Source organism: Streptomyces sp. SP18BB07 (assembly GCF_036322545.1).
In the GTDB taxonomy this organism is placed as follows: Bacteria; Actinomycetota; Actinomycetes; order Streptomycetales; family Streptomycetaceae; genus Streptomyces; species Streptomyces deccanensis.
On sequence record NZ_JAQYWT010000340.1, the window covers coordinates 279,946 to 305,232 of the forward strand.

General features: G+C 67.2%; 21 protein-coding genes. 11 read left to right on the forward strand and 10 right to left on the reverse strand.

All coding sequences use genetic code 11. From position 1 onward, the window contains the following. Positions 1–179: 179 nt before the first annotated feature. Positions 180–1,046 (forward strand): GNAT family N-acetyltransferase, encoded by an 867-nt coding sequence (locus PUR53_RS29380; protein WP_329910190.1) that lies wholly within the window; start codon positions 180–182, stop codon positions 1,044–1,046. 32 nt (positions 1,047–1,078) lie between these two features. Here PUR53_RS29380 and PUR53_RS29385 read toward each other — a convergent pair whose 3' ends face one another. Next, entirely contained in the window at positions 1,079–2,290 is a 1,212-nt protein-coding gene (locus PUR53_RS29385) for an MFS transporter (RefSeq protein ID WP_329910191.1), read from the reverse strand. A 139-nt stretch (positions 2,291–2,429) separates the two neighbouring features. Here PUR53_RS29385 and PUR53_RS29390 point away from each other — a divergent pair, with 139 nt between their 5' ends. Together PUR53_RS29390 and PUR53_RS29395 are read left to right on the forward strand one after the other, a co-directional pair. Beyond that, positions 2,430–2,888, forward strand: a complete 459-nt coding sequence (locus PUR53_RS29390) for a MarR family winged helix-turn-helix transcriptional regulator (RefSeq protein WP_329901837.1) — start codon at positions 2,430–2,432, stop codon at positions 2,886–2,888. A gap of 9 nt (positions 2,889–2,897) precedes the next feature. Then, entirely contained in the window at positions 2,898–3,350 is a 453-nt protein-coding gene (locus PUR53_RS29395; RefSeq protein ID WP_329910192.1) for a GNAT family N-acetyltransferase, read from the forward strand. Between the two features lie 81 nt (positions 3,351–3,431). Here PUR53_RS29395 and PUR53_RS29400 read toward each other — a convergent pair whose 3' ends face one another. Together PUR53_RS29400 and dnaB are read right to left on the reverse strand one after the other, a co-directional pair. After that, the gene (locus PUR53_RS29400; protein ID WP_329910193.1) at positions 3,432–4,817 is read right to left on the reverse strand and encodes a serine hydrolase domain-containing protein; all 1,386 of its coding nucleotides are present in this window, start codon (positions 4,815–4,817) and stop codon (positions 3,432–3,434) included. 50 nt (positions 4,818–4,867) lie between these two features. Beyond that, positions 4,868–6,343 (reverse strand): replicative DNA helicase, encoded by a 1,476-nt coding sequence (dnaB, locus tag PUR53_RS29405; RefSeq protein ID WP_184906398.1) that lies wholly within the window; start codon positions 6,341–6,343, stop codon positions 4,868–4,870. A 449-nt stretch (positions 6,344–6,792) separates the two neighbouring features. Between dnaB and PUR53_RS29410 the strand changes: the two genes are divergently transcribed. Then, a complete protein-coding gene (locus PUR53_RS29410) occupies positions 6,793–8,139 on the forward strand; it encodes an MATE family efflux transporter (protein ID WP_443080373.1) in 1,347 nt (448 codons plus the stop codon). Between the two features lie 135 nt (positions 8,140–8,274). On the opposite strand, the gene rplI is transcribed toward PUR53_RS29410, so the two are convergent. The 4 genes from rplI to rpsF form a co-directional block, all read right to left on the reverse strand. Continuing rightward, the gene (gene rplI / locus PUR53_RS29415) at positions 8,275–8,721 is read right to left on the reverse strand and encodes a 50S ribosomal protein L9 (RefSeq protein ID WP_184906394.1); all 447 of its coding nucleotides are present in this window, start codon (positions 8,719–8,721) and stop codon (positions 8,275–8,277) included. An 18-nt stretch (positions 8,722–8,739) separates the two neighbouring features. Continuing rightward, positions 8,740–8,976 carry a 30S ribosomal protein S18 gene (rpsR, locus tag PUR53_RS29420; protein WP_003949403.1) on the reverse strand — a complete coding sequence of 79 codons (237 nt, stop codon included), beginning with the start codon at positions 8,974–8,976 and terminating at the stop codon, positions 8,740–8,742. Between the two features lie 81 nt (positions 8,977–9,057). Further along, complete coding sequence (locus tag PUR53_RS29425; protein WP_329901833.1) at positions 9,058–9,657, reverse strand: single-stranded DNA-binding protein; 600 nt, start codon at positions 9,655–9,657, stop codon at positions 9,058–9,060. A 77-nt stretch (positions 9,658–9,734) separates the two neighbouring features. Then, positions 9,735–10,025: a 30S ribosomal protein S6 gene (gene rpsF / locus PUR53_RS29430; protein ID WP_005482942.1), complete on the reverse strand. Its 291-nt coding sequence runs from the start codon at positions 10,023–10,025 to the stop codon at positions 9,735–9,737. Positions 10,026–10,288: 263 nt separating this feature from the next. Between rpsF and PUR53_RS29435 the strand changes: the two genes are divergently transcribed. From PUR53_RS29435 to PUR53_RS29445, 3 genes are all read left to right on the forward strand, one after another. Further along, on the forward strand, positions 10,289–10,603 hold the full coding sequence (locus tag PUR53_RS29435) for a hypothetical protein (protein ID WP_037689622.1): 315 nt from the start codon (positions 10,289–10,291) through the stop codon (positions 10,601–10,603). A gap of 224 nt (positions 10,604–10,827) precedes the next feature. After that, positions 10,828–11,949 carry a peptidoglycan bridge formation glycyltransferase FemX gene (gene femX / locus PUR53_RS29440; protein ID WP_033530671.1) on the forward strand — a complete coding sequence of 374 codons (1,122 nt, stop codon included), beginning with the start codon at positions 10,828–10,830 and terminating at the stop codon, positions 11,947–11,949. Between the two features lie 66 nt (positions 11,950–12,015). Then, positions 12,016–13,047, forward strand: coding sequence for an alanine racemase (locus PUR53_RS29445; RefSeq protein ID WP_329910195.1), 1,032 nt, complete (start codon positions 12,016–12,018; stop codon positions 13,045–13,047). A 131-nt stretch (positions 13,048–13,178) separates the two neighbouring features. Here PUR53_RS29445 and PUR53_RS29450 read toward each other — a convergent pair whose 3' ends face one another. Together PUR53_RS29450 and PUR53_RS29455 are read right to left on the reverse strand one after the other, a co-directional pair. Next, the gene (locus PUR53_RS29450) at positions 13,179–14,678 is read right to left on the reverse strand and encodes a glycosyltransferase family 87 protein (RefSeq protein ID WP_329910196.1); all 1,500 of its coding nucleotides are present in this window, start codon (positions 14,676–14,678) and stop codon (positions 13,179–13,181) included. Positions 14,679–14,871: 193 nt separating this feature from the next. Beyond that, positions 14,872–17,535, reverse strand: a complete 2,664-nt coding sequence (locus PUR53_RS29455) for a transglycosylase domain-containing protein (protein ID WP_329910197.1) — start codon at positions 17,533–17,535, stop codon at positions 14,872–14,874. Between the two features lie 373 nt (positions 17,536–17,908). Between PUR53_RS29455 and PUR53_RS29460 the strand changes: the two genes are divergently transcribed. The 3 genes from PUR53_RS29460 to PUR53_RS29470 all read left to right on the forward strand — a co-directional run bounded on the left by PUR53_RS29460 (position 17,909) and on the right by PUR53_RS29470 (position 21,084). Then, complete coding sequence (locus tag PUR53_RS29460) at positions 17,909–18,589, forward strand: PadR family transcriptional regulator (RefSeq protein WP_329910198.1); 681 nt, start codon at positions 17,909–17,911, stop codon at positions 18,587–18,589. Positions 18,590–18,633: 44 nt separating this feature from the next. Next, complete coding sequence (locus PUR53_RS29465) at positions 18,634–19,716, forward strand: inositol-3-phosphate synthase (RefSeq protein ID WP_329901829.1); 1,083 nt, start codon at positions 18,634–18,636, stop codon at positions 19,714–19,716. Positions 19,717–19,794: 78 nt separating this feature from the next. After that, positions 19,795–21,084, forward strand: coding sequence for an MFS transporter (locus PUR53_RS29470; protein ID WP_329910199.1), 1,290 nt, complete (start codon positions 19,795–19,797; stop codon positions 21,082–21,084). Positions 21,085–21,182: 98 nt separating this feature from the next. Here PUR53_RS29470 and PUR53_RS29475 read toward each other — a convergent pair whose 3' ends face one another. Continuing rightward, entirely contained in the window at positions 21,183–22,631 is a 1,449-nt protein-coding gene (locus PUR53_RS29475) for a CCA tRNA nucleotidyltransferase (protein WP_329910200.1), read from the reverse strand. A gap of 236 nt (positions 22,632–22,867) precedes the next feature. Between PUR53_RS29475 and PUR53_RS29480 the strand changes: the two genes are divergently transcribed. Next, entirely contained in the window at positions 22,868–25,276 is a 2,409-nt protein-coding gene (locus tag PUR53_RS29480) for a DUF6049 family protein (protein ID WP_329910201.1), read from the forward strand. Positions 25,277–25,287 lie beyond the last annotated feature (11 nt).

The following is a 25,287-nucleotide window of genomic DNA, read 5'->3' on the forward strand; positions in this document are numbered from 1 at the left end:
CCGAATCCGTCAGGTTGGATGCGCGGCGAACACGCCTGCACGCGTATGCCCGGAGACGGATGTTTCACGTGAAACATCCGTCCGCGCGCTGTGCGGTTGTGCACGAGATGGCCAAAACGGCGCACGTCCGACGGCAAACCGATGGACGTCAAAGGCGTGTGTCGGACAACCTGACCTGCGTGTCGACACCATTTTCCACCTCTCTGCCCATTCGCCGTCTGACGCTTCGCGATCTCGTCGCCTGCGCCGACCTGTCCGAGGACCGAGGCTGGCCTCGCGAGGAGCACAAGTGGGGGCTGCTGCTGTCCGCCGGCACGGGATATGGCGTCGATGACCCCGAGGGCGGGCTGATCACCGCCTGCGTCGTCACCGAGTACGGCCCCGCGGGTCGCCCGGATCTGGGAGCGATCGGCATGGTGCTGGTCGCCGAGCGGCACGCCCGCCAGGGCATCGGCCGCCGTCTGATGCGCCACGTCCTCGCGGAGATGGGCACGACACCGCTGACCCTGCACGCCACCCCGCACGGACGCCCGCTCTACGAGGAGCTGGGCTTCAAGGTCACCGGACGGGCCGAGATGGTGCGCGGGCACTTCACGGCAGGGGGTGCGGACCCCGCGGTGTCCACTCGCTCGGCCACGGCCGAGGACCTCCCCACGATCCTTAGGCTCGACGCAGAGGTCTTCGGCACGGACCGCACCCACGTCCTCACCCGCCTGCCCGCCTTCGCGGATCAACTGCGCGTCGCGGAGGAGAACGGCCGCATCATCGGATACGCGGCCGCCTGGCCCAATCTGAACGACCAGGTCGTCGGTCCACTGATCGCCCGCGACACGGAGGCGGCAAAGGCGCTCATCGCTTCCCTCGCCGCTCACACGGACCGGCCGTTGCGCACCGACCTCGACGTTCGCCACGAGGAGCTGCTGACGTGGGTGAAGGAACGTGGTCTGGTGTCGATCGCCTTCAACGCCGTGATGACGTACGGGATCTCCGAGCTGCCCGGTGACTGGGGCCGACGCTACGCCCCGCTGACCGTGGCAGCGGGCTGAGGCTCACGACCGCGGTCTCGGCCCACCGGCCGTCAGTGGTGGGCAGGTGTCCGCCGAGCGTCCGCTCCCGCGGATTCCGCGACGCCCGTGCCGATGACGCTCTGCCTGCGCTCCAGTGCCGCCGCGACGAACGCCAGCGCGAGCGCGCTCACAGCGAGCGCGGCTCCGACCCAGTTGGGTGCCGTGTATCCGAGGCCCGCGTCGATGACGAGGCCGCCGAGCCAGGCGGCGAGCGCGTTGCCGAGGTTGAAGGCGCCTATGTTCACGGCCGAGGCCAGTGTCGGTGCGCCGTGCGCCTGGTCGAGGACCCTCTTCTGCAACGGCGGTACGGTCGCGAAGCCCAGCGCGCCGACGAGTGTGAGGGTCACAGCAGCGGTGATCTTGTCATGAGCGGTGAATGAGAACAGGGCGAGGACGACGGCCAGGGCGCCCAGCGAGACGTACAGCATGGGCATCAGCGCGCGGTCCGCGTACTTGCCGCCCACCAGGTTGCCGCCGACCATGCCGAGGCCGAAGAGAACGAGGAGCCAGGTGACGGAGGAATCGGCGAAGCCGGCGACATGCGTCATCATCGGCGCGATGTAGGTGACTGCCGCGAAGACCCCTCCGAAGCCCAGCACGGTCATCACCATGGCCAGCAGAACCTGAACGTTCTTGAACGCTGCCAGTTCATGCCGGAGGCGGACCTCTGCCGGCCTGGGCATCTCGGGGACCAGCCGGGCAATGCCCAGCAGCCCGACGACGCCCAGCGCCGTGACCCCGGCGAAGGTGACCCGCCAGCCGACGGACTGCCCGATCAGAGTGCCCAGGGGCACTCCGACGACGTTCGCGACGGTCAGGCCGCTGAACATCATCGCGAGAGCACCGGCCTTGCGGTCCGGGGCGACAAGGTCGGCCGCGACCACCGAGCCGATACCGAAGAAGGCCCCGTGTGCCAGGGAGGCGACCACACGCCCGAGGAGCATGACGGAGTAGGCGGGGGCGAGCGTGGAGAGCAGGTTGCCCACGATGAACAGCCCCATCAGCAGCATGAGCATCCGTTTGCGGGACACCCGCGTGCCCAGGGCGGTCATGATCGGCGCTCCGAGCACGACACCGAGTGCGTAGCCGGTCACGAGGAACCCCGCTGTGGGGATGGAGACATCGAAGTCGTCGGCGACCTCGGGCAGCACGCCCATGATCACGAACTCGGTCGTTCCGATGCCGAAGGCCCCGATCGCGAGAGCCAGAAGCGCGAGAGGCATGAGGGCGTGCACCTTCCAGAAGATTGCATGTGCGCTTTACGAGCGTACACAATACTTGCAGACGCGCCATATGTGCTTGGGCTGACTATCGCGCACCTGGCCTATCCTGGGACAACAGCTCTGGGACGGAGGACCACCGATGACAGCGACGGATCCCGCGCTCACCGCCCTGGCGCAGGGCTGGTGCGCCCTCTCCCTGCTGCACGGGCGGATCGAGGCCCACATCGAACGCGCACTGCAGGCCGGACACGACCTGAGCGTGCGTGAGTACTCCCTGCTGGACGTGCTGAGTCGACAGCACGACGGCGAGGGCGGGCACCTCCAGATGAAGCAGGTCGCCGACGCGGTCGTCCTCAGTCAGAGCGCGACCACCCGCCTGGTCACCCGGCTCGAGGATCGCGGACTGCTTGCGCGCTACCTGTGCCCGACCGACCGTCGGGGCATCTACACCGATGTCTCCGAGGCAGGCCTGCAACTCCTCGCGGCGGCACGCCCCACCAACGACGCCGCCCTGCGTGAGGCCCTGGACGCGGCCGCCGAGAACCCCGAACTGGCCCCACTCGTCCGCGTCGTGGAGTCGCTGAACGTGCCCGCGTAGGGTGCGGGCATGGGAGATCTGGAGATTCGCCCGGCGACCGAGGACGACGTCCCGGAGATCGTCGCGATGTTGGCCGACGACCCCTTGGGCGCCCAGCGCGAGTCACCGGACGATCTGGCTCCCTACCTCGCCGCCCTGGAACGTCTCAGTGGTGACCCCCACCAACACGTGGTGGTCGCCGTCCGTCAGGGCCGCGTCGTCGGGACGCTCCAGCTGACGATCGTTCCGGGTCTCTCCCGACGCGGTTCCACCCGCGCGATCATCGAAGGCGTACGGGTCCACGCCGACGAGCGCGGCAGCGGCCTCGGTTCACGGCTCATCGAGAGGGCGATCGAGTCATCACGGGCTCAGGGCTGTCAGTTGGTTCAGCTGACGTCCGATGCCACACGCACCGATGCCCATCGGTTCTACGAGCGGCTCGGCTTCGAGGCCAGCCATGTGGGCTTCAAACTGCCGCTGTGAGTGCGGCCCCGGGGACCGCCGTGGGGTCCTGTTTCACGTGAAACATCGCGAGCCGGGACCCGCACAGCGGCAGAACCGTGCCTACCCGATCGCGCGCCACCCCTCGGGATCCACTCCACCGGGCACCGGAGCCCCCTCGTCGTACGGCTGACGCGTGAACACGAACGATCCGAGGTCCAGGTGGCTCACGGTCCCGTCGGGCCTCCGTACGGCCCGCAGCAGCTCTCCCGCGAAATAGCCGTTGAGCCCCGTCCAACTGCCGTCGTCGTTACGTCGGAAACCAGCTCCGCGCAGGGTGGCAGCCAGCGGCTCCAGTGAGAGTCCTCCCTCGAGGGTGAGCCGCAGCACGAAGCTGTACGTCCCCCAGTACCAAGGACCGACCAGCTCCAGGACCGACGGGTCCACTTCGGTCAACGGCCGCCATGGCTCGGGGATCCGCGGCTCGGCCTCCGCCACGATGCGTACGAGGTCGGCAGCCACCTCCGACAACACCGGTCCTGAGGTGCAGTTGGTCAGCACGACGGCAGCCATATCGTCCTCGACACTGATGGTGAGTTGGGCGAGGAAGCCGGGCACCGAGCCTCCGTGACCGACGAGGAACCGGCCATCTCGGTGCTGAAGCTGCATCCCGAGCCCGTACGCCGCTCCGGCCACCACGTCGGCGGCCTCCCCCGGCGCGGCCGGCGTCCGCATCTCCAGAAGCGACTTAGCACTCAACACGCGCTCGTCCCCCCTCGCCAGGAAGACCGCGAAGCGGGCCAAGTCACCGGCCGTGGACCAGAGTTGACCGGCTGGCCCCATGCGGCCCAGGTCCTCGACCTGCTCCGGCAGCATCACGTCCGCCCAGGGGTGCACGGCCCAGCCACCGGCATGCGGTGCCTCCGGGTGCCAGGTCGTGCGGCTCAGCCCAAGGGGTTCCAGCACCTCTCGTCGCAGGACCTCTTCCCAAGGAGCACCACGCAACTGCTCGACGAGCGCACCGAGCAGCGTGAAGCCGGGGTTGGAGTAGTGGAAGCGACGGCCTACGGGATGGCGGTGCGGCTGCTCCCCGAGCACATCGGCGAGCTCCGGACGCAGGGACCCCGAGGTCCGCTCCCACCAGGGCGAAGGAGACTCCGCCGCAAGTCCTGCCGTGTGGGCGAGCAGTTCGGCGATGGTCGCCTCCCCCGCGCCGGTGCCCGGCAGATGCTTCTCCAACGGGTCACCGAGATCCAGGGCGCCCTCGTCACGCAGCCGCATGACCAGAACAGCGGTGAAGGTCTTGGTGATCGAACCGATCCGGTACTGCACGTTCGCGTCCGGCCCGTGCCCCTCCACCGAGGTCCGCGCCCCGTTCCACACCGTCTCCCCGCCCCGGACCACCGCCGCGACCAGTGACGGTGCCCGGCCCTCGGCCTGAGCGACGGCGATGCGGTGCAACAGTGCCCGGCGCGTGGCAGGAAGCAGCTCTTCGTGAGGTGTTGTCATGCGCTCAGTCCACCGGGCCCGGGACCAGGAGTCGAGCGCATTTCCCCGGATCAGGTCTGCGCCATGTCCACGAACCGCGAGTAGTGGCCCTGGAAGGCGACCGTGATCGTGGCCGTCGGACCGTTACGGTGCTTGCCCACGATGATGTCGGCCTCGCCGGCGCGCGGCGACTCCTTCTCGTAGGCGTCCTCGCGGTGCAGCAGGATCACCATGTCGGCGTCCTGCTCGATCGATCCCGACTCCCGCAGGTCGGAGACCATGGGCTTCTTGTCCGTACGCTGCTCGGGACCACGGTTGAGCTGCGACAGGGCGATCACCGGCAGCTCCAGCTCCTTGGCCAGCAGCTTCAGGTTTCGCGACATGTCGGAGACCTCCTGCTGGCGGCTCTCGGACCGCTTGCCACCGGACTGCATCAGCTGCAGATAGTCGATGATGACGAGCTTCAGATCGTTGCGCTGCTTCAGGCGCCGGCACTTGGCCCGGATCTCCATCATCGACAGGTTCGGGGAGTCGTCGATGTAGAGCGGCGCGGCGGACACGTCCGGCATCCGGCGTGCCAGCCGCGTCCAGTCCTCGTCCGTCATCGTGCCGGAGCGCATGTGGTGAAGAGCCACGCGTGCCTCGGCCGACAGCAGACGCATCGCGATCTCGTTGCGCCCCATCTCGAGCGAGAAGATCACACTCGGCATGTTGTGCTTGATCGAACAAGCGCGCGCGAAGTCCAGCGCCAGCGTGGACTTACCCATCGCGGGACGGGCCGCGATGATGATCATCTGGCCCGGGTGCAGACCGTTGGTGAGCTGGTCGAGGTCCGTGAACCCGGTCGGTACACCGGTCATCTCTCCCGACCGCGAGCCGATCGCCTCGATCTCGTCGAGTGCGCCCTCCATGATGTCGCCGAGCGGCAGATAGTCCTCGGTCGTGCGCTGCTCGGTCACCGCGAAGATCTCGGCCTGGGCTCTGTTGACGATCTCGTCCACGTCGTCGTCGGCCGCGTATCCCATCTGGGTGATGCGAGTGCCGGCCTCGACCAGGCGGCGCAGGACGGCCCGCTCATGGACGATCTCCGCGTAGTACTCCGCGTTCGCCGCAGTCGGCACCGTCTGGACGAGCGTGTGCAGATAGGAGGCGCCGCCCACCTTGGTGATCTCGCCGCGCTTGGTGAGTTCGGCGGCGATGGTGATGGGGTCGGCGGGCTCACCCTTGGCGTAGACGTCGAGAATCGCCTGGTAGATGGTTTCGTGCGCCGGTTTGTAGAAGTCGGGCCCCTTGAGGATCTCGACCACGTCGGCGATGGCGTCCTTGGAGAGCAGCATGCCGCCCAGGACGGACTGCTCGGCATCGAGGTCCTGCGGCGGTACGCGCTCGAAGGCCGAACCTCCGCCGTCCCACTCCCTGTTGTCCCGGCCCCGGTCGTGCCGCTCGTCCCTGCTCCGGTCGCCGTCCGGTCGCCGACGGGAAGGGGGCAGACGATCACTGGGCCCGCTGTCGGCCCACGGGTCGTCCAAGGGCTCGGAAATGCTCACCGAGCGACCTCCTCCCGTCCGCCGAGCGGACCTCGCCGTGCTTCTCATTTCTACGGCACGACACTGACAAATGAGAGGCCCAACTCCGGTTCTGGCACGTCGGTTTTGCGAGGTTTCCGTGATCGGCCAGGGAGTGGGCGCCGCACCACCGTAGGCCCGTCTGCACCGTCAGCCAATCTGGTTATCCACAGGCCATGTGGACGACGGCCCAGATGCTGTGGAGAACCCCGCAAAACCTGTGCACGACTCGGTGGACAGCCCTGTGAACAAGACTCCAGTTGCGCCTGGCCTACCGCCTTGAACTGCACTTTTGCCGTCCACGGGCTGTGCAGAAGAAAAACTTCCACGACCGGATCAAGATCATCAGGATCAGTGCGCGAGAACACACCCGACCAGGCAGAGTGTAATAGCCACAAGCGCATTGCATCTCTTACCTGTGGAAGATTAGATTGGTGCTCATGACACAGGCTTCCGCGACCACCAGGGCCACGCGACGTCTGCATGATCGAGAGATCATCACGCTGGCCGTTCCGGCCTTCGGCGCGCTCGTCGCCGAGCCACTCTTCCTCATGGTCGACACCGCCATCGTCGGCCACCTCGGTACCGCACAACTGGCCGGTCTCGGTGTCGCCTCGGCCCTCCTCGTCACCGCGGTGAGCGTCTTCGTCTTCCTCGCCTACGCCACCACGGCCGCCGTCGCCCGGCGCGTCGGAGCCGGAGATCTGCGTGCCGCCATCCGCCAGGGCATGGACGGTATCTGGCTCGCCCTCCTGCTGGGAGCAGCCGTCGTCGCGGTCGTCGTCCCCACGGCCCCCACCCTGGTCGCCCTCTTCGGATCCTCGGACACCGCGGCCCCCTACGCCACGACCTATCTACGGATCTCGGCCCTCGGCATTCCGGCCATGCTCGTCGTGCTGGCAGCCACCGGTGTCCTGCGCGGTCTCCAGGACACGAAGACACCTCTGTACGTCGCCGTGGCCGGCTTCGTCGCCAACGGCGCCCTGAACGCAGGCCTCGTCTACGGAGCCGACCTGGGTATCGCGGGGTCCGCATGGGGCACGGTCATCGCCCAACTCGGCATGGCTGCCGCATACCTCTGGGTCGTGATCCGCGGCGCCCGCAGACACGACGCCTCACTGCGTCCGGACATCGCCGGCATACGAACCTCGGCTCAGGCGGGTGTACCTCTCTTGGTGCGTACGCTCTCGCTGCGGGCGATCCTCATGATCGCCACCGCGGTGGCGGCCCGCCTCGGAGACGAGGACATCGCCGCACACCAGATCATCCTCTCCCTCTGGAGCCTGCTCGCCTTCGCTCTGGACGCGATCGCCATCGCCGGGCAGGCCATCATCGGCCGCTATCTCGGCGCTGGAGACGCCCAAGGAGCCCGCGATGCCTGCCGCCGGATGGTGCAGTGGGGAATCGCCACGGGCTCCCTGCTCGGACTCCTGGTGGTCGCCGCCCGGCCCTTGTTCATCCCGCTCTTCACCAGCGATCCGACAGTCCAGGAAGCGGCACTGCCCGCTCTGATCGTGGTGGCGCTCGCCCAGCCGATCTCCGGCATCGTCTTCGTGCTCGACGGCGTACTGATGGGCGCGGGAGACGGCCCCTACCTCGCCCGAGCCATGCTCCTGACCTTGGCGATCTTCGTCCCGACCGCCCTGCTCATCCCCACCTTCGGCGGCGGTCTGACCGCCCTCTGGGGCGCCATGACCCTGATGATGACGACACGCATGCTGACCCTGTGGCTGCGCTCCCGCTCAGAACTCTGGATCGTCACCGGGGCGACCCGCTGATAGGTCGGGCGGTGCCCCGCGCTGACAACATGGCGCCGTCGACGTCGTTTCACGTGAAACATCGCCCCCGCACGCATGTGGGGCCGCACCCTTCGCAGGGTGCGGCCCCATACACCGCTTCAGCGAACGCGACCCTTAGGCCGCGATGACCTCGATGTTGACCTTGGCGGCAACCTCGGGGTGCAGACGCACGGACGTCTCGTGAGCGCCCAGCGTCTTGATCGGAGCAGCCAGCTCGATGCGGCGCTTGTCGACCTCGGGGCCACCGGACGCCTTGATCGCGGAAGCGATGTCGGCCGGGGTGACGGAACCGAAGAGACGACCGGCGTCGCCGGAGCGGACAGCCAGACGGACCTTGACGGCCTCGAGCTGGCCCTTGATCTGGTTGGCCTGCTCGATGGTCTGGATCTCGTGGATCTTGCGAGCACGACGGATCTGCTCGACGTCCTTCTCGCCGCCCTTGGTCCAGCGGATCGCGAACTTCCGCGGGATCAGGTAGTTGCGAGCGTAGCCGTCCTTGACGTCGACGACGTCGCCGGCAGCGCCGAGGCCGGAGACCTCGTGGGTGAGGATGATCTTCATGTGTCGGTCACCCTTCCCTTATCGCGCGGTGGACGTGTAGGGCAGCAGCGCCATCTCACGGCTGTTCTTGACGGCCGTGGCGACGTCACGCTGGTGCTGCGTGCAGTTGCCGGTCACGCGGCGGGCACGGATCTTGCCGCGGTCGGAAATGAACTTCCGCAGCATGTTCGTGTCCTTGTAGTCCACGTACGTGACCTTGTCCTTGCAGAAAGCGCAGACCTTCTTCTTCGGCTTGCGCACAGGCGGCTTCGCCATGGTGATTCTCCTGTGTGATCAAGAAGTGTGGGGTACGGCCCCGCCCTTGACCTCGAAGACCGGTGACCCGGCCTCGAAGTCCTAGAAGGGGGGCTCGTCCGAGTAGCCGCCGCCACCGCCGCCGGAGCTTCCGCCCCAGCCGCCGCCACCGCCGCCCTGGTTGCCACCGGCGGGAGCGCCGCTGGCCCACGGGTCGTCGGCGGGAGCGCCGCCGGCCTGCTGACCGCCGCCGGGGCCTCCGCCCCAGCCGCCGCCACCCTGGCCGCCACCGCCACCGCCACCGCCGCCGTAACCGCCCTGGCCACCACGGCCGCCTCCGGCGGTCTTGGTCACCTTGGCCGTGGCACTGCGCAGGCTGGCGCCGACTTCCTCGACGTCCAGCTCGTAGACCGTGCGCTTGACGCCCTCACGGTCCTCGTAGGACCGCTGCTTCAGCCGGCCCTGCACGATGACGCGCATGCCTCGCTGGAGCGACTCGGCGACGTTCTCCGCCGCCTGACGCCAGACCGAGCAGGTCAGGAACAGGCTCTCGCCGTCCTTCCACTCGTTGGTCTGACGGTCGAAGGTGCGGGGAGTGGACGCGACACGGAACTTCGCGACCGCCGCACCGGAAGGGGTGAAGCGCAGCTCGGGGTCGTCGACAAGATTGCCGACGACCGTGATGACGGTCTCGCCTGCCATGGGGGTACCTCTCGGCGGGTTTGCTGCTGGCTGCTTGTGCTGCTACTCGGATCCCGGGATCGACTGAGCGGGAAGGCTCAGTGGGTCTCGGGGCGGAGGACCTTGGTCCGGAGGACCGACTCGTTCAGGTTCATCTGGCGGTCGAGCTCCTTGACGACCGCAGGCTCGGCCTGCAGGTCGATGACCGAGTAGATGCCCTCAGGCTTCTTCTTGATCTCGTACGAGAGACGACGACGGCCCCAGGTGTCGACCTTCTCGACCTTTCCGTTGCCCTCACGGACGACGGAGAGGAAGTTCTCGATCAGGGGGGCGACAGCGCGCTCCTCCAGATCGGGGTCGAGGATGACCATCACCTCGTAGTGACGCATGTGGAACCCACCTCCTTTGGACTCAACGGCCACGGTCGTTCCGTGGCAGGAGGGTTGTGATGCGTACGCAACGGTATCGGCCACCACTGACAATCGGGGGTCCCGTCGGGGATCCCTGTCATGGCCTGGGCAGACACCGGTGCAGACGGTACACACTACCCGCACACCCGCTTCCGGTTGAAATCCGGTGCCGGTGACCGTCAATCTGTACACATCGGGTGTGTATGGCGCTACGATGCGCCGCCTTCCGCAGGAGGTGCCCCATGGCACAGACATTGCGACCCAACATCGCCGGCTCCCTGTTCGCCACCGACGACAAGCCCCACCCCGTGCAGGACACCCTGCTGGCCGTGACGCTCGTCCTCGGGGCGGTCTCTTTCATCACGGCGATGTTCCACCATCTGCACCTGCTCAGCTCCTGGGCGGGCCTGGTGGGAATTCTGACCGGCGCGTACGGACAGTTCATCTCGGAGACGACCCGTGAGCGCTTCGGCCTGATCGTGGGTCTCGGTGCCTCGGCCGTCGGATTCTTCCTGGGCATGGCCCACGGAGGTCTCTTCGGCGGCGTCATCGGCTGACTCCGCGCCACCCGGTCGCGCGGTCGGCGGACCGACCCCATGCTGTCCGTGGTCCCACATCGGACCAAGCGGCCGAATAACACCACCTGACGTCCTGACCACGTACGGGCAGGGCTCCAGGTCCCATACAGCCATTCGGGGCGCCCGCAGGGCGCAGTAGGCTTCGGCGCGAGAGCCGGAGCCCCTGTACCCATGGGGACACACCAGCCCGAGGAGCGCCCTGAATGAGCCTGACCCTGAGGACGATCAGCCGTGAGCAGCATCTGGCATACATCCAGAGCCTGCCCTCGGCTAGCCACATGCAGGTCCCGGCCTGGGCCGACGTCAAGGCCGAGTGGCGCTCCGAGAGCCTCGGGTGGTTCGACGACAAGACCGGCGAGATGGTCGGCGCCGGCCTGGTGCTGTACCGCCAGCTGCCCAAGATCAAGCGTTACCTCGCCTATCTGCCCGAGGGTCCGGTCATCAACTGGTTCGCGCCGAACCTCACCGACTGGCTGGAGCCGATGCTCGCGCATCTGAAGCACCAGGGCGCCTTCTCGGTGAAGATGGGGCCCCCGGTGATCATCCGGCGCTGGGAGGCCACCTCCATCAAGGCGGGCATCCAGAACCCGGACGTGAAGCGTCTGCGTGACATCGAGGCCGACTTCATCGAGCCGCGGGCCTTCGAGGTCGCCGACAAGCTGCGCCGGATGGGCTGGCAGCAGGGTGAGGACGGCGGGGCCGGCTTCGGTGACGTACAGCCGCGCTACGTCTACCAGGTGCCGCTCGCCAACCGTTCCCTGGAAGAGGTCCACAAGAACTTCAACCAGCTGTGGCGCCGCAACATCAAGAAGGCAGAGAAGGCCGGTGTCGAGGTCGTCCAGGGCGGCTACCACGACCTGGAGGAGTGGCAGCGGCTGTACGAGATCACGGCCGTGCGCGACCGGTTCCGGCCCCGCCCGTTGTCGTACTTCCAGCGCATGTGGACGGCCCTCAACACCGAGGACCCCAACCGCATGCGGCTCTACTTCGCCCGGCACAACGGCGTGAACCTGTCCGCGGCGACCATGCTCGTCGTCGGCGGGCACGTCTGGTACTCCTACGGGGCCTCGGACAACATCGGCCGTGAGGTCCGGCCCTCGAACGCGATGCAGTGGCGCATGCTGCGCGACGCCTACGCCCTCGGCGCGACCGTCTACGACCTGCGCGGCATCTCCGACTCGCTGGACGAGACGGATCACCTCTTCGGCCTGATCCAGTTCAAGGTGGGAACCGGCGGACAGGCCGCCGAGTACCTCGGTGAGTGGGACTTCCCGCTGAACAAGCTGCTCCACAAGGCGCTCGACATCTACATGTCGCGCCGCTGACGCCCCCGTTTTTGCTTCCATACCTCTGAATACACCGCAGCCACGAGAAAGGTTCCGGGACCGTCCATGGCGCTCACGCTGTACGTCGACACCGCGCGCTGGCGGGCACACCACAAGCACGTTCAGGAGCAGTTCCCGGGACTCGTCCCCGTCTGCAAGGGCAACGGCTACGGCTTCGGGCACGAGAAGCTGGCGGAAGAGGCCACGCGTCTCAGGTCGGACATCCTCGCCGTCGGCACCACGTACGAGGCCGCCCGGATCAAGGACTGGTTCAGCGGCGACCTGCTGGTGCTGACGCCCTACCGACGCGCTGAGGAGCCCGTCCCCCTGCCCGACCGCGTCATCCGCTCCGTGTCGTCGGTCGACGGCGTGTACGGACTCGTGGGCGCCCGCGTCGTCATCGAGGTCATGTCCTCGATGAAGCGGCACGGCGTGAGCGAGCAGGAACTGCCCCAGCTCCACGCGGCCATAGAGAACGTGCGCCTGGAGGGCTTCGCCATCCATCTGCCGCTGGACCGCACCGACGGCTCGGACGCCGTCGAGGAGGTCATCGGCTGGATGGACCGGCTGCGCGCGGCCAGGCTGCCGCTGCACACCATGTTCGTCAGCCACCTCAAGTCAGAGGACCTCATCCGCCTCCAGCAGCAGTTCCCGCAGACCCGCTTCCGGGCCCGCATCGGCACACGGCTGTGGCTGGGCGACCATGAGGCGACCGAGTACCGCGGTGCCGTCCTGGACGTCACCCGCGTCGCCAAGGGCGACCGTTTCGGCTACCGGCAGCAGAAGGCGGCCTCCGACGGGTTCCTGGTGGTCGTGGCAGGCGGTACGTCGCACGGGGTGGGTCTGGAGGCACCGAAGGCACTGCACGGCGTCATGCCGCGCGCCAAGGGCGTCGCCCGGGCGGGTCTCGCCACGGTCAACCGGAACCTTTCTCCGTTCGTCTGGGGCGGCAAGCAGCGCTGGTTCGCCGAGCCTCCGCACATGCAGGTGTCGATCCTCTTCGTGCCGTCGGACGCCCCGGAGCCGAAGGTCGGGGAGGAACTGGTGGCCCATCTGCGGCACACCACCACGCAGTTCGACCGGATCGTCGACCGCTGAAAGCCTTGCCCGATGGGCGGAGTGGGCCAGGCGCTGGGCGGATCAGCCCGCAGGGATGAAGGCGGAAGGCCGTACACGAGGCTTCGTGTACGGCCTTCCGCCTTCATCCCTGTCCAGGCCTTCTTGTTCGCTCAGAGCGAACTGCCTCCCGGCCCACCGCTGCCCCACTCCACCTGAGGCCCTTCGAAGGGCAGCGCGTGCCTCGGGGGATGGCCTGCCGCACCGTACACATGGACGTCCTCCGCGCCGTCGAGCACACCACCGGAAGGATCGTCGTCACCGGCCCTGCGCACCACGTCCCGCTCGGGCAGGAAGATGTCACACACGACGACGACGCACAGGTAGAGCGTGCCCAACAGGTGGGCCATGATCGCGAGTTGGTACCCCTCGGCAGGCAGACCCTTGTGAGCGTCTCCGCTGGTCGTGTACGCGAGGTACATCCAGATACCCAGGAAGTACGCCACCTCGCAGGCCTGCCAGATCAGGAAGTCCCGCCAACGGGGCCGAGCCAGGGCGGCAAGCGGAACCAGCCAGAGCACGTACTGCGGCGAGTAGACCTTATTGGTGAGGATGAAGGCCGCGACGATCAGGAAGGCGAGCTGGGCGAAGCGCGGGCGGCGCGGGGCGGTGAGCGTGAGCGCGACGATGCCGACGCAGACGATCACCATCGAGACCATCGCGTACGCGTTCGCCGTCTCAGCGGTGATCTGGATGTTCAACCGTTGCAAGATGACGAGGAAGAAGGAACCGAAGTCCACACCGCGCTCCTGGCTGAAGCGGTAGAACTTCGACCATCCGTCTGGCGCCAGCAGCATCACCGGAAGGTTCACCGCGAGCCAGGCCCCGACAGCACCGAGCAGTGCGGCCGCGAACGCTCGCCACTTGCCTGCTCGCCAGCACAGCACGAAGAGCGGTCCGAGCACCAGGAACGGGTAGAACTTGGCGGCCGTGGCGAGCCCGATCAGCACACCGAAGGCGAGGGGGCGCCCACGCGACCACATCAGCATCGCGGCGGCCAGCAGGGCCACCGCGAGGAGGTCCCAGTTGATGGTGGCGGTCAGCGCGAAAGCGGGCGCCAGAGCCACCAGAAGGGCGTCCCACGGGCGCCGGCGGTGAATGCGCGCACAGCAGACCGCGATGACCGCCGCGCACACCATCAGCATCCCGGCGTTGACCATCCAGTACCACTGTTCCTGGTCCTGAATGGTGCCGCTGCCCGGGGTGAGCCAGGCGGCGACCTCCATGAACACGCCGGTCAGTACCGGATACTCCAGGTACTCCATGTCGCCGGGGATCTTGTCGAAGTACGGCACGAGTCCTTCGGCGAATCCTCGCCCCTGGTAGAGGTGCGGGATATCCGAGTAGCAGGCGTGCGTGTACTGCGAGCTGGCGCCGAAGAACCAGGCGCCGTCGTAGCAGGGCAGCTTCTGCACCATGCCCAGCGCGAACATGCCGATGGCCACCAGTGCGACGACCCGTACCGGTGTCCACCAGGACGTGCCGAGCAGCGCCCGGCGCCCGATCGGGCCACCGATCAGCTCGCTGCCGGTCGAAGCGACCTCGTCCTCCTTGGTGGGCCGCACCGGCTCCGGCTCGTCCGTGCTCACTCGCGTCGTCTCTGCACTGGGCATGCCGCACATCCTGCCGTACGCGCCTAGGAATACGCCGAGGACCACCGCATCCCGTCGTATCCGACTCCTGTGTTTCACGTGAAACACAGGCCGCCCCCTCGTCGGCTCGCGCAGGGGATACGACGAGGGCCACCGCACCTGATCGGTGCGGTGGCCCATGTTTCACGTGAAACACATCCTGCCGGGCGTGGAGCTACCCGTCGTTGCCTCCGAAGAGACCCCCGTTCTGGTTGCCTCTCGAATCATCCTCCGACTCCGATGGCGAAGCAGTCACCCCGCCGTCGATTCCACCAGTTTCCGTGCCACCCGTGTCGTTACCGCCGGTCTCCTCGCACGTGGGGTTGAAGGGGTTGCGGCAGGTCTCGCTGGGTGTCGGCGAAGGCAGGATCTCGCTCTCGGTCGGCGACGGGCTCGGCTCGGGCGACTCCTCCTCGGACTCGGTGACCGTCGGGGTCGGCGTCGGATCCGGCTCCTCGTTGACGATCACACCGATCGGCTCGGGCTCCGGGAAGTCCTCCGCCGGCTGGCCCTTGAGTGCGTCCTCCATGTAGTCGTGCCAGATCTCGGCCGGGAACGAGGCACCATGGATCGTCTCCTGGCCACCCGTGCCGTACATCTCCAGGAACGTACGGTTCTTGTTCGACTCGTCGTCGTCCATGCGGTACATGCTGATCGCCGTCGACAACTGCGGGGTGTACCCGACGAACCAGGCCGACTTGTTGCCGTCGGTGGTGCCGGTCTTACCCGCCACCTCACGGCCGGCCAGCTGGGCCGACGTACCGGTTCCCTCGTCGACGACGGTCTTGAGGACGTCGGTCACGTTGTCGGCGACCTCCGAGGTGAAGGCCCGCTTCGGTTCAGCAATGTCGTCGTGGTCGAACCTGGTCAGTCCCTCGTATTCGACGGTCTTGACCGAGAACGGTTCGTTCTGCTTGCCACTGGCGGCGAAGGTCGCGTACGAACCCGCCATACGGATCGCGCTCGGGTCGGAGATACCGATCGAGAAGGACGGGAAGCCCGTGCCGGTCAGGCTGCCCTCCTTGAGGCCTGCCTCCATGGCCGCCTCCTTCACCCGGTCCAGACCGACGTCCATACCCAGCTGCACGTAGGGGGAGTTCGCCGAGACCCGCATCGCCTCACGGAGATCGATCTGGTACTTCGGCGGGCTGCCGTACGACTCGTCGCCGTCGTTGGCCTGCAGCCACTCCTTGCCCTCTTCGTTGGTCCAGATGTCGCCGTTGTAGTCCCTGATCTTGAGGTTGTTCTTCCCGCTGTAGAGGCTCTTCGGCGAGACGATGGTCCGCTCGTCCTGTGCCTGGTCGGGATCGAGGTCAGGGTCGCGCTTGCCCCAGGTCATTGCAGCCGCCAGGACATAGGGCTTGAACACCGAGCCGACCTGAGCTCCGGTGACGTCGGCGTTGTTGGTGAAGTGCTTGGTGGCGTCCTCACCACCGTAGATCGCCTCGATGGCGCCCGACTTCGGGTTGACCGACGCGCCACCGAACTGCACGTGGGTGTCGGTCTTCGGGCGGAGGTCCGGCTTGATGTTCTCCTTGCGGACCTTCGTCACGGCCTTCTCGAGTTCCTTGACCTTCTTCCTGTCGAAGGTCGTGTGGATCTCGTAGCCGCCCTGCTCGAGCTGCTTCTGCGTGATGTCGGTGTTGTTGAGGATGTAGCCCTTGGCCGTATCGACCAGGTAACCGATCTGGCCGCCCAGCTGTGCGTTGGAGCGGGGACGCTGAATCTTGGGGAAGTTGGGGTACTTGGCCTTCTCGGCCGCGGACAGATGGTTGTCCTTGACCATCTCGTTGAGGATCCAGCTCCACCGTTCCGTGGCCCGCTTGGTGTTCGCCTCCGACGTGGCGGCCGGGTCGATCGCTGTCGCTCCGGCCGGGTCGTAGTACGTCGCGCCCTTGAGCACCGCGGCGAGGAAGGCGCACTCGCTGGGGTTGAGCTTCTCCGCGCTCTTGTCGAAGTAGGTGCGGGCCGCCGCCTGGAGACCATAGGCGCCACGGCCGAAGTAGGCCGTGTTCAGGTAGCCGCGCATGATCTCGTCCTTGTCGACGGAGGCGCCCACCTTCACCGAGATGAAGAGTTCCTTCACCTTCCGGGACAGTGTCTGCGACTGGTCGTCGAGCATGGCGTTCTTCACGTACTGCTGGGTGATCGTCGAACCACCCTGCGTCTGACCACCCTTGGCCATGTTGACGACAGCGCGGGCGATGCCCATCGGGTCGACGCCGCTGTCGGTCTCGAAGGTCTTGTTCTCGGCCGACATGACGGCGTAGCGCATCGCCTTGGGGATCTTCTCGTACGCGATGATCTGGCGGTTGACCTCACCACCCGTCGCGACCATCTGCGAGCCGTCCGACCAGTAGTAGACGTTGTTCTGCGCGGTCGCGGCCTGAGCCGGGTCAGGTACGGCCACAACCGCGTACCCGATGCCGGCCGCCGCCACGAGGCAGCCGAAGAAGCCGATGAACAGCCCTGTCACCTGGCGCCACGAGGGCACCCACCGCATCGCCCCGTACCTACCGGCGCGCGGATAGTCGATAAAACGCTGCTTGCCGGGAGGGGCGGCGCGCCCTCGGCCGCGACCCGGCCCACGACCCGCGGGCTCAGCCGCTCTACGACGGCCGCCGCCCGGACCGACGCCGGTGCTTCTCTGCGCCGCACGTCGCGACGCTGCGCGGCCCTCGTACGAGGACTCCTCACCTCCCGCACTGTAGGTTTCGGAAAGTGACCCGGTGGCGCCCCGCGGTGCCGCGCGGCGGCCGGAGGACGCCGACTGGCCGCGTCGGGCCGCGGCACGTCCGCCTCCCTGCGGCTGCGGCGGTTTGCGACGGTGCTCGCTCATCGAACGACTACTCCTCGGGCAGGCGCACCCGTGCGCGCCTGGAAACGGCGGCTGGTTTCCGGTCCCCCCGAAGTACGGATGCGGTCGTGTTGGCATTCATCCGTACCGCACCCAGGACGACGACGTGCTCAAACGTCACTCGATTCCCAGTGGTGTGCATGCCGCACAGACTACGCACCGCCAAAACCAACTGAGCACCGAACTTCACCGCAAAACAGGCAACTTGCTTCCTACTAATCGGTGATGTGACCCCGTTCACCGGATCCCCACTTGTCGCATCCGTAGGGGCGTTCTATCGTCTTGATGTATCGAGTCGATACATCAGCTCGGCATAAATCGTGTCGACAGGGCCAGCGGGAGACGGGAGGCGACGATGAGCCGGCGCTCCGGGATACTCGAGTTCGCCGTCCTCGGTCTGCTCCGCGAGGCCCCGATGCACGGCTATGAGCTGCGCAAACGACTCAACACGTCGTTGGGTGTGTTCCGGGCGTTCAGCTACGGGACGCTCTACCCCTGCCTCAAGACGCTGGTCGCCAATGGCTGGTTGATCGAGGAGTCGGGCGTTACCCCGGAGGATGCTGCCGCCGCCCCGCTCACAGGTCGCCGCGCCAAGATCGTCTACCGGTTGACGGCGGAAGGTAAGGAGCATTTCGAGGAGCTGCTCTCACAGACGGGTCCCGACGCCTACGAGGACGAGCACTTCGCCGCTCGCTTCGCGTTCTTCGGGCAGACCTCCCGGGATGTGCGTATGCGCGTCCTGGAGGGCCGTCGCAGCCGTTTGGAGGAACGGCTGGAGAAGATGCGCGTCTCTCTGACACGCACCCGCGAGCGCCTCGACGACTACACGCTCGAGCTCCAGCGCCACGGGATGGAGTCCGTGGAGCGCGAAGTGCGCTGGCTGAACGAGCTCATCGAGAGCGAGCGGGCGGGCCGGGACCTGAAGGGTCCCGCCCACGGAGAACCCGCTCGCGACACCACAGAGGGAGCGCCGGGCGCCCTGCCCCGTCCCGGGGACGCCCCCGGGACGGATGCGCCCGGCGACACCGCCACGTGAGGTCCCTGCCAGGACCTCACTCGTACACACAGGGAGCAACCGGAATGGGTTCGGTTCGCGTAGCCGTCGTCGGCGTGGGCAACTGCGCCGCGTCGCTGGTGCAGGGAGTCGAGTACTACAAGGACGCCGACCCGGCGTCCAGGGTCCCGGGTCTCATGCACGTGCAGTTCGGTGACTATCACGTCAGTGACGTGGAGTTCGTCGCCGCCTTCGACGTCGACGCCAAGAAGGTCGGTCTGGACCTCGCGGACGCCATCGGCGCCTCCGAGAACAACACGATCAAGATCTGCGACGTGCCGAGGACCGGTGTGACCGTGCAGCGCGGCCACACGCTGGACGGCCTCGGCAAGTACTACCGCGAGACCATCGAGGAGTCCGCCGAGGCCCCGGTCGACGTGGTCCAGATCCTCAAGGACAAGCAGGTGGACGTCCTCGTCTGCTACCTGCCCGTCGGTTCCGAGGACGCGGCGAAGTTCTACGCCCAGTGCGCCATCGACGCCAAGGTCGCCTTCGTCAACGCCCTCCCGGTCTTCATCGCCGGCACCAAGGAGTGGGCGGACAAGTTCACCGAGGCGGGCGTTCCGATCATCGGTGACGACATCAAGTCGCAGGTGGGTGCCACCATCACGCACCGCGTCATGGCGAAGCTGTTCGAGGACCGTGGCGTGATCCTGGACCGCACGATGCAGCTGAACGTCGGCGGCAACATGGACTTCAAGAACATGCTGGAGCGCGACCGCCTGGAGTCCAAGAAGATCTCCAAGACCCAGGCCGTCACGTCGCAGATCCCCGACCGGGAGCTCGGCGAGAAGAACGTCCACATCGGTCCGTCTGACTACGTCGCCTGGCTCGACGACCGCAAGTGGGCGTACGTCCGTCTCGAGGGCCGTGCCTTCGGTGACGTCCCGCTGAACCTGGAGTACAAGCTGGAGGTCTGGGACTCCCCGAACTCCGCCGGTGTCATCATCGACGCACTCCGCGCCGCGAAGATCGCCAAGGACCGTGGCATCGGCGGCCCGATCCTGTCGGCGTCGTCGTACTTCATGAAGTCCCCGCCGGTGCAGTACTTCGACGACCAGGCCCGTGAGAACGTCGAGAAGTTCATCAAGGGCGAGGTCGAACGCTGATCAAGCGTTCGTAGTGGGCTGTTGAGGACCCCCGGGCCAGGTGCCCGGGGGTCCTCCCCGTATGTGAGGCTGTGCCCCATGTCCGTCGTGCGCGACCTGCGCGTCCTGCTCCATTTCCGGGACTTCCGGCGACTGCTGGCCGTACGGCTGCTGTCCCAGGGAGCCGACGGCGTCTATCAGGTCGCGCTGGCCACGTACGTCGTCTTCTCTCCCGAGAAGCAGACATCGGCAGCCGCGATCGCCTCCGCGATGGCGGTCCTCCTTCTTCCGTACTCCCTCGTCGGCCCCTTCGCCGGGGTCCTCCTCGATCGCTGGCGACGCCGCCAGGTGCTGCTGTACGGAAACATCCTCCGCGCCCTGCTGGCCTCGGTGACAGCCGTGCTGATCCTGAGCCATGTGCCCGACTGGCTCTTCTACGCTTCCGCGCTGTGCGTCACGGCGGTCAATCGCTTCGTCCTGGCGGGCCTGTCCGCCGCACTGCCCCGTGTGGTGGACGCCGACCGCCTGGTGATCGCCAACTCGCTCTCACCGACGGCCGGAACGCTGGCCGCGACGGCCGGCGGCGGACTCGCCTTCGTCGTACGCCTGGTGGCATCGGATTCCGACGCCGCAGTTGTTCTCCTGGGCGCCGGCCTCTACCTGTGTTCGGCTCTGGCCTCCCTGCGCATCGGCCGGGAACTGCTCGGCCCTGATCCCGAGCTGGTACAGCCGCGATTGGGCGCGGCCCTCGCCGGCACCGCACGGGGTCTGGCAGCAGGCGTACGACATCTCGCCGAGCCGGGACGACGGGCCGCTGCCTGGGCGCTGGCCTCGATGACGCTGATGCGCTTCTGCTATGGCGCCCTGACCGTCATGGTGCTCATGCTCTGCCGCTATGCCTGGTCGTCCGACAGCTCCGGGGCGTCCGAATCCGATGAAGGACTGGCCCTCCTTGGCCTCGCCGTGGGCATCTCGGGAGCGGGATTCTTCACGGCCGCGGTGATCACGCCCTGGGCCGCAGGGCGGTTGGGCCCCGGCCTCTGGATCGTCACCTGCGCCGCGGCCGCTGCCGTACTGGAACCGGCGCTCGGCCTGCCCTTCACGGAAGTGCCCATACTGATCGCGGCCTTCGTCCTGGGTCTGGCCACGCAGGGAGCGAAGATCTCGACGGACACGATCGTCCAGTCCTCCGTCGACGACGGATACCGGGGCCGGATCTTCTCCCTCTACGACGTCCTGTTCAACATCGCCTTCGTCGGCGCCGCTGCCGTGGCCGCCCTGATGCTCCCGCCGGACGGCCGCTCGGCCGTTCTGGTGGTCACCGTGGCGGTGATCTACGGAGTGATCGCTGCGGTCATGGCCCGCTTCGGTGCGGCGAGCAAGCGCTGATGCGGGAACGACGATGTTTCACGTGAAACATCGCTCCCTGTTTCACGTGAAACATCGCACCGCGCTGGCGTCTGGCGAAGACGATGGACCGCCTGCCATCAGGAAACCTGCGACGCCTGTGCCCACCACTCCTTGAGTGCTGTCACCGCCTCGTCGTGCTCCATCGGTCCGTTCTCCAGACGCAGCTCCAGCAGGAACTTGTATGCCTGACCGATGACCGGGCCGGGCCCGACGCCCAGGATCTCCATGATCTGGTTACCGTCGAGATCCGGGCGGATGGCGTCGAGTTCCTCCTGCTCCTGGAGCTGTGCGATGCGCTCTTCCAGACCGTCGTAGGCCCGGGAGAGAGCGTTCGCCTTGCGCTTGTTCCGTGTGGTGCAGTCGGAGCGGGTCAGTTTGTGGAGGCGGTCGAGCAACGGACCCGCGTCGCGCACGTAGCGGCGGACAGCGGAGTCCGTCCACTCACCGGTGCCGTATCCGTGGAAGCGCAGGTGGAGTTCCACCAACCGTGAGACGTCCTTGATCTGGTCGTTGGAGTACTTGAGGGCCGTCATGCGCTTCTTGGTCATCTTGGCGCCCACCACCTCGTGGTGGTGGAAGGAGACCCGGCCGTCCTTCTCGAAGCGACGCGTGCGGGGTTTACCGATGTCGTGCAGCAGTGCGGCGAGCCGCAGCGTGAGATCCGGTCCGCTCTCCTCGAGTGCGATCGCCTGCTCCAGGACGATCAGTGTGTGGTCGTAGACATCCTTGTGCCGATGATGCTCGTCACGCTCCAGTCGCAGCGCCGGCAGCTCCGGCAGGACGTGCTCGGCGAGACCGGTGTCGACCAGCAGGGTCAGGCCCTCACGGGGGTGAGCGGACAGGATCAGCTTGTTCAGCTCGTCCCGCACCCTCTCCGCCGAGACGATCTCAAGGCGACCGGCCATGTCACTCATCGCCGAGACGACCTCGGGAGCCACCTCGAAGCCCAGCTGGGCGGCGAAACGCGCGGCCCTCATCATGCGCAGCGGGTCGTCGGAGAACGACGCCTCAGGTGTACCGGGGGTACGCAGAACGCGCGCCGAAAGGTCCTCCAGCCCGCCGTGCGGGTCGATGAACTCCTTCTCGGGCAGAGCCACAGCCATCGCGTTCACGGTGAAGTCACGGCGTACGAGATCGTCCTCGATCGAGTCGCCGTACGAGACCTCGGGCTTGCGCGAGGTCCGGTCGTACGCCTCGGAGCGGTAGGTCGTGACCTCGATCTGGTAGCCGTCCTTCTGAGCACCCACCGTGCCGAACGCGATCCCGACCTCCCAGACGGCGTCCGCCCAGGGCCGCACGATCCTCAGCACGTCCTCGGGGCGAGCATCCGTCGTGAAGTCCAGGTCGTTGCCGAGCCGACCGAGCAGCGCGTCCCTGACCGAGCCACCGACCAGGGCGAGCGAGAACCCCGCCTCCTGGAAACGGAGGGCGAGGTCGTCGGCGACAGGGGACACCCGCAGCAGTTCACTCACCGCGCGGCGCTGCACCTGACTCAGGGCACTGATGTCTTCGTTGGCGTTCGGCACAACTGAAAAGGGTACGGGGCGCCGGTGGCCGCGGTCGCCTCCATTGAACGTGCACAAGGACTTCGCGCAGGTGGCCCCCTCACCCACTCCTTTGATACGTGCACATACGGGGACAGCCCGGCCTCGTCCCCCGATCTTGTGGAGCGGACCGCGGCACTTCCCCTCAGCGCACATCGTTACCATGCGTGGACGCACATTCCGACGACCACTGACGACGACGAGGGACGGGCGAGCGCGTGGCCGAGGCGGCAGACTTCCAGGGGATGAGTCCCTCACCTGCCCGCCGATGGCTGCTGCGCGCCGGGGCCCTCTTCGCTGGGGCACCCCTGCTGGCCGGCCTGTTCCAGGTACCGGCGGCACCATCCGCGCAGGCGTCTCCGAAGGCATCCCTCGCCGAGGCCACGGGATCGAGGACCGTCGAGGTCTCCCTCGACTCGTTCAGCCCCAGCGTGCCCACCGAAGGCGACACCGTCACCGTCTCGGGCACGGTCACGAACAAGGGCAAGCAGACCGTCACGGGCGCCCATGTGGGCCTGCGGGTGGCCCCGGCTGCCGTGAGGGGTCGCTCGTCCATCGACGAAGCGGCCAAACGCACCGGCTTCGACCAGTACTCCGACGGGCCGGAGGTCGGCGGCAAGTACGTGGAGAAGTTCGACACACTCGCCTCCGGCGTGGCTCAGCCCTTCACCATCTCGGTGCCCGTCAAGGAACTGGACCTCAGCTCGGACGGTGTCTATCAGCTGGGGGTCTCGCTCTCGGGCAGGACCGCCGCCGCACCGTACGACCAGGTTCTCGGCATCCAGCGCACGTTCCTGCCGTGGCAACCCGACGAGGCGGGCGCCAAGACGAAGACGACCTACCTCTGGCCGCTGATCTCCGACAGCCATCTGACGGCCGAAACCGGGCCCGGCGAGCAGCAGACGCCCGTGTTCCTCAACGACGACCTCGCCAAGGAGATCTCCGCGGGCGGACGCCTGGAGCAGATGCTGACACTGGGCAAGGACCTGGACGTCACCTGGGTGATCGATCCGGACCTGCTGGCATCGGTCGTCGCGATGACGGGCGGCTACCAGGTCCGTAGCGGGGGCACCCCTGTCGCCGGCAAGAATCAGGCCGTCGCCAAGGAGTGGCTGGCGGAGCTGGAGACAGCCGTACAGGGCGAGGAGGTGATCGCCCTTCCCTTCGCGGACCCCGACCTCGCGGCGCTGGCCCACAACGGCAAGACGATCACCGGCTCCCTCAGCCGGTTGAAGGACGCCACCGACGTGGCTTCCGACACGGTCCAGAACATCCTCCGGGTGAAGCCGGAGACGGACTTCGCCTGGCCCGTGAACGGTGCCGTCGACCCGTCGATCGTCAAGGTCGCCATCTCGGCGGGCGCCGACAAGGTGATCGCCCGCAGCGACAGCCTGCAGGAGAGCAGCAGCCTGTCCTACACGCCCAACGCGGCCCGGCCCATCGGCGGCGGCACCACGGCCGTGGTGGCGGACGCACGGCTGTCGACGGCCTTCCAGGGCGACATGACGAAGGCCGAGAGCTCCACTCTGGCGGTGCAGCGGTTCCTCGCCCAGAGCCTGACCACGGACCTCCAGAACAGCAAGCAGCGCAGCCTCGTGATCGCTCCGCAGCGCATGCCGTCGGCGAGCCAGGCACAGACGATGGCGCAGGCTCTCACGGCGCTCCAGGGCGGAAACTGGTCACAGCCTCAGGAACTCTCGGCTGCCGCCGCCGCGAAGCCCGATCCGAGCGCCAGCACCAGGATCCCGTCGGCTTCGGCCTACCCCCCGTCGCTGCGAAAGCAGGCGCTGTCGAAGTCCGCTTTCGAGGAGATCCAGACCACCCAGACCGACCTCGACCGCTTCAAAGTGATCCTCTCCGACCAGTCCCGCGTGGTCACACCGTTCGGCAGGACCATGGACCGGGAGATGTCCACCTCCTGGCGGGGCCGTTCGATGGACGCGGCGGTCTACCGCAACAGCGTCCAGACGCACCTCAACTCACTCACCGAGCAGGTGCGGTTGATCGAGAAGTCCGAGACGAAGCTCTCGGGCCGCAGCGCGACGATCCCCGTGACCGTGCAGAACAACCTCGTGCAGGGCGTCGACAATCTGACGCTGCGCCTCACGTCCAATGCGCCGAAGCGCCTGAAGATCGGCGACAAGGCCTCCGCCGAGCAGTCCGTCGACATCTCCGGGGGGCACAGCGAGTCGGTGAAGTTCACCACCAACGCCGAGGCCAACGGGCCGGTCACCGTCGTCGCCCAGCTCTACACCATGGACGGCGAGAAGTATGGTGACGAGGTCACGTTCACGGTGAACGTCACCGAGATCACCCCCACGGTGATGCTGGTCATCGCCGGTGGCGTCCTGCTCCTCGTCCTCGCCGGTTTCCGGATGTACACCCAGCGCAAGCGGGCCGCCGGCCGGCTGGAGGCTGAGGGAACCGCGACGGACGACGAGGCGTCGGAGAAGGCTCAGAAGCACGACGACGCGAACACCGAGGCGGCCTCAGTCGTACACACTGCCGAGGAGGAGCCCCCGGTGAAATCCGGGACGGACGAGCCGGAGCACCAGAGTGACCCGGCACCGGACACCACTCCGGAAAGCACCGACCCCTCCGGCACGGGTGAGAGAGTGGACCGTTGAGCGATTGTCGT

Excerpts from the sequence above, each read along its gene's own strand:
- PUR53_RS29445 (WP_329910195.1), top strand. The coding sequence starts at position 12,016 with ATGGCGCTCACGCTGTACGTCGACACCGCGCGCTGGCGGGCACACCAC.
- PUR53_RS29465 (WP_329901829.1), top strand. The coding sequence starts at position 18,634 with ATGGGTTCGGTTCGCGTAGCCGTCGTCGGCGTGGGCAACTGCGCCGCG.
- PUR53_RS29455 (WP_329910197.1), bottom strand. The coding sequence starts at position 17,535 with ATGAGCGAGCACCGTCGCAAACCGCCGCAGCCGCAGGGAGGCGGACGT.
- PUR53_RS29450 (WP_329910196.1), bottom strand. The coding sequence starts at position 14,678 with ATGCCCAGTGCAGAGACGACGCGAGTGAGCACGGACGAGCCGGAGCCG.
- PUR53_RS29390 (WP_329901837.1), top strand. The coding sequence starts at position 2,430 with ATGACAGCGACGGATCCCGCGCTCACCGCCCTGGCGCAGGGCTGGTGC.
- rpsF (WP_005482942.1), bottom strand. The coding sequence starts at position 10,025 with ATGCGTCACTACGAGGTGATGGTCATCCTCGACCCCGATCTGGAGGAG.
- rplI (WP_184906394.1), bottom strand. The coding sequence starts at position 8,721 with ATGAAGATCATCCTCACCCACGAGGTCTCCGGCCTCGGCGCTGCCGGC.
- PUR53_RS29460 (WP_329910198.1), top strand. The coding sequence starts at position 17,909 with ATGAGCCGGCGCTCCGGGATACTCGAGTTCGCCGTCCTCGGTCTGCTC.
- PUR53_RS29425 (WP_329901833.1), bottom strand. The coding sequence starts at position 9,657 with ATGGCAGGCGAGACCGTCATCACGGTCGTCGGCAATCTTGTCGACGAC.
- PUR53_RS29470 (WP_329910199.1), top strand. The coding sequence starts at position 19,795 with ATGTCCGTCGTGCGCGACCTGCGCGTCCTGCTCCATTTCCGGGACTTC.
- PUR53_RS29385 (WP_329910191.1), bottom strand. The coding sequence starts at position 2,290 with ATGCCTCTCGCGCTTCTGGCTCTCGCGATCGGGGCCTTCGGCATCGGA.
- PUR53_RS29395 (WP_329910192.1), top strand. The coding sequence starts at position 2,898 with ATGGGAGATCTGGAGATTCGCCCGGCGACCGAGGACGACGTCCCGGAG.
- PUR53_RS29435 (WP_037689622.1), top strand. The coding sequence starts at position 10,289 with ATGGCACAGACATTGCGACCCAACATCGCCGGCTCCCTGTTCGCCACC.
- rpsR (WP_003949403.1), bottom strand. The coding sequence starts at position 8,976 with ATGGCGAAGCCGCCTGTGCGCAAGCCGAAGAAGAAGGTCTGCGCTTTC.
- PUR53_RS29400 (WP_329910193.1), bottom strand. The coding sequence starts at position 4,817 with ATGACAACACCTCACGAAGAGCTGCTTCCTGCCACGCGCCGGGCACTG.
- femX (WP_033530671.1), top strand. The coding sequence starts at position 10,828 with ATGAGCCTGACCCTGAGGACGATCAGCCGTGAGCAGCATCTGGCATAC.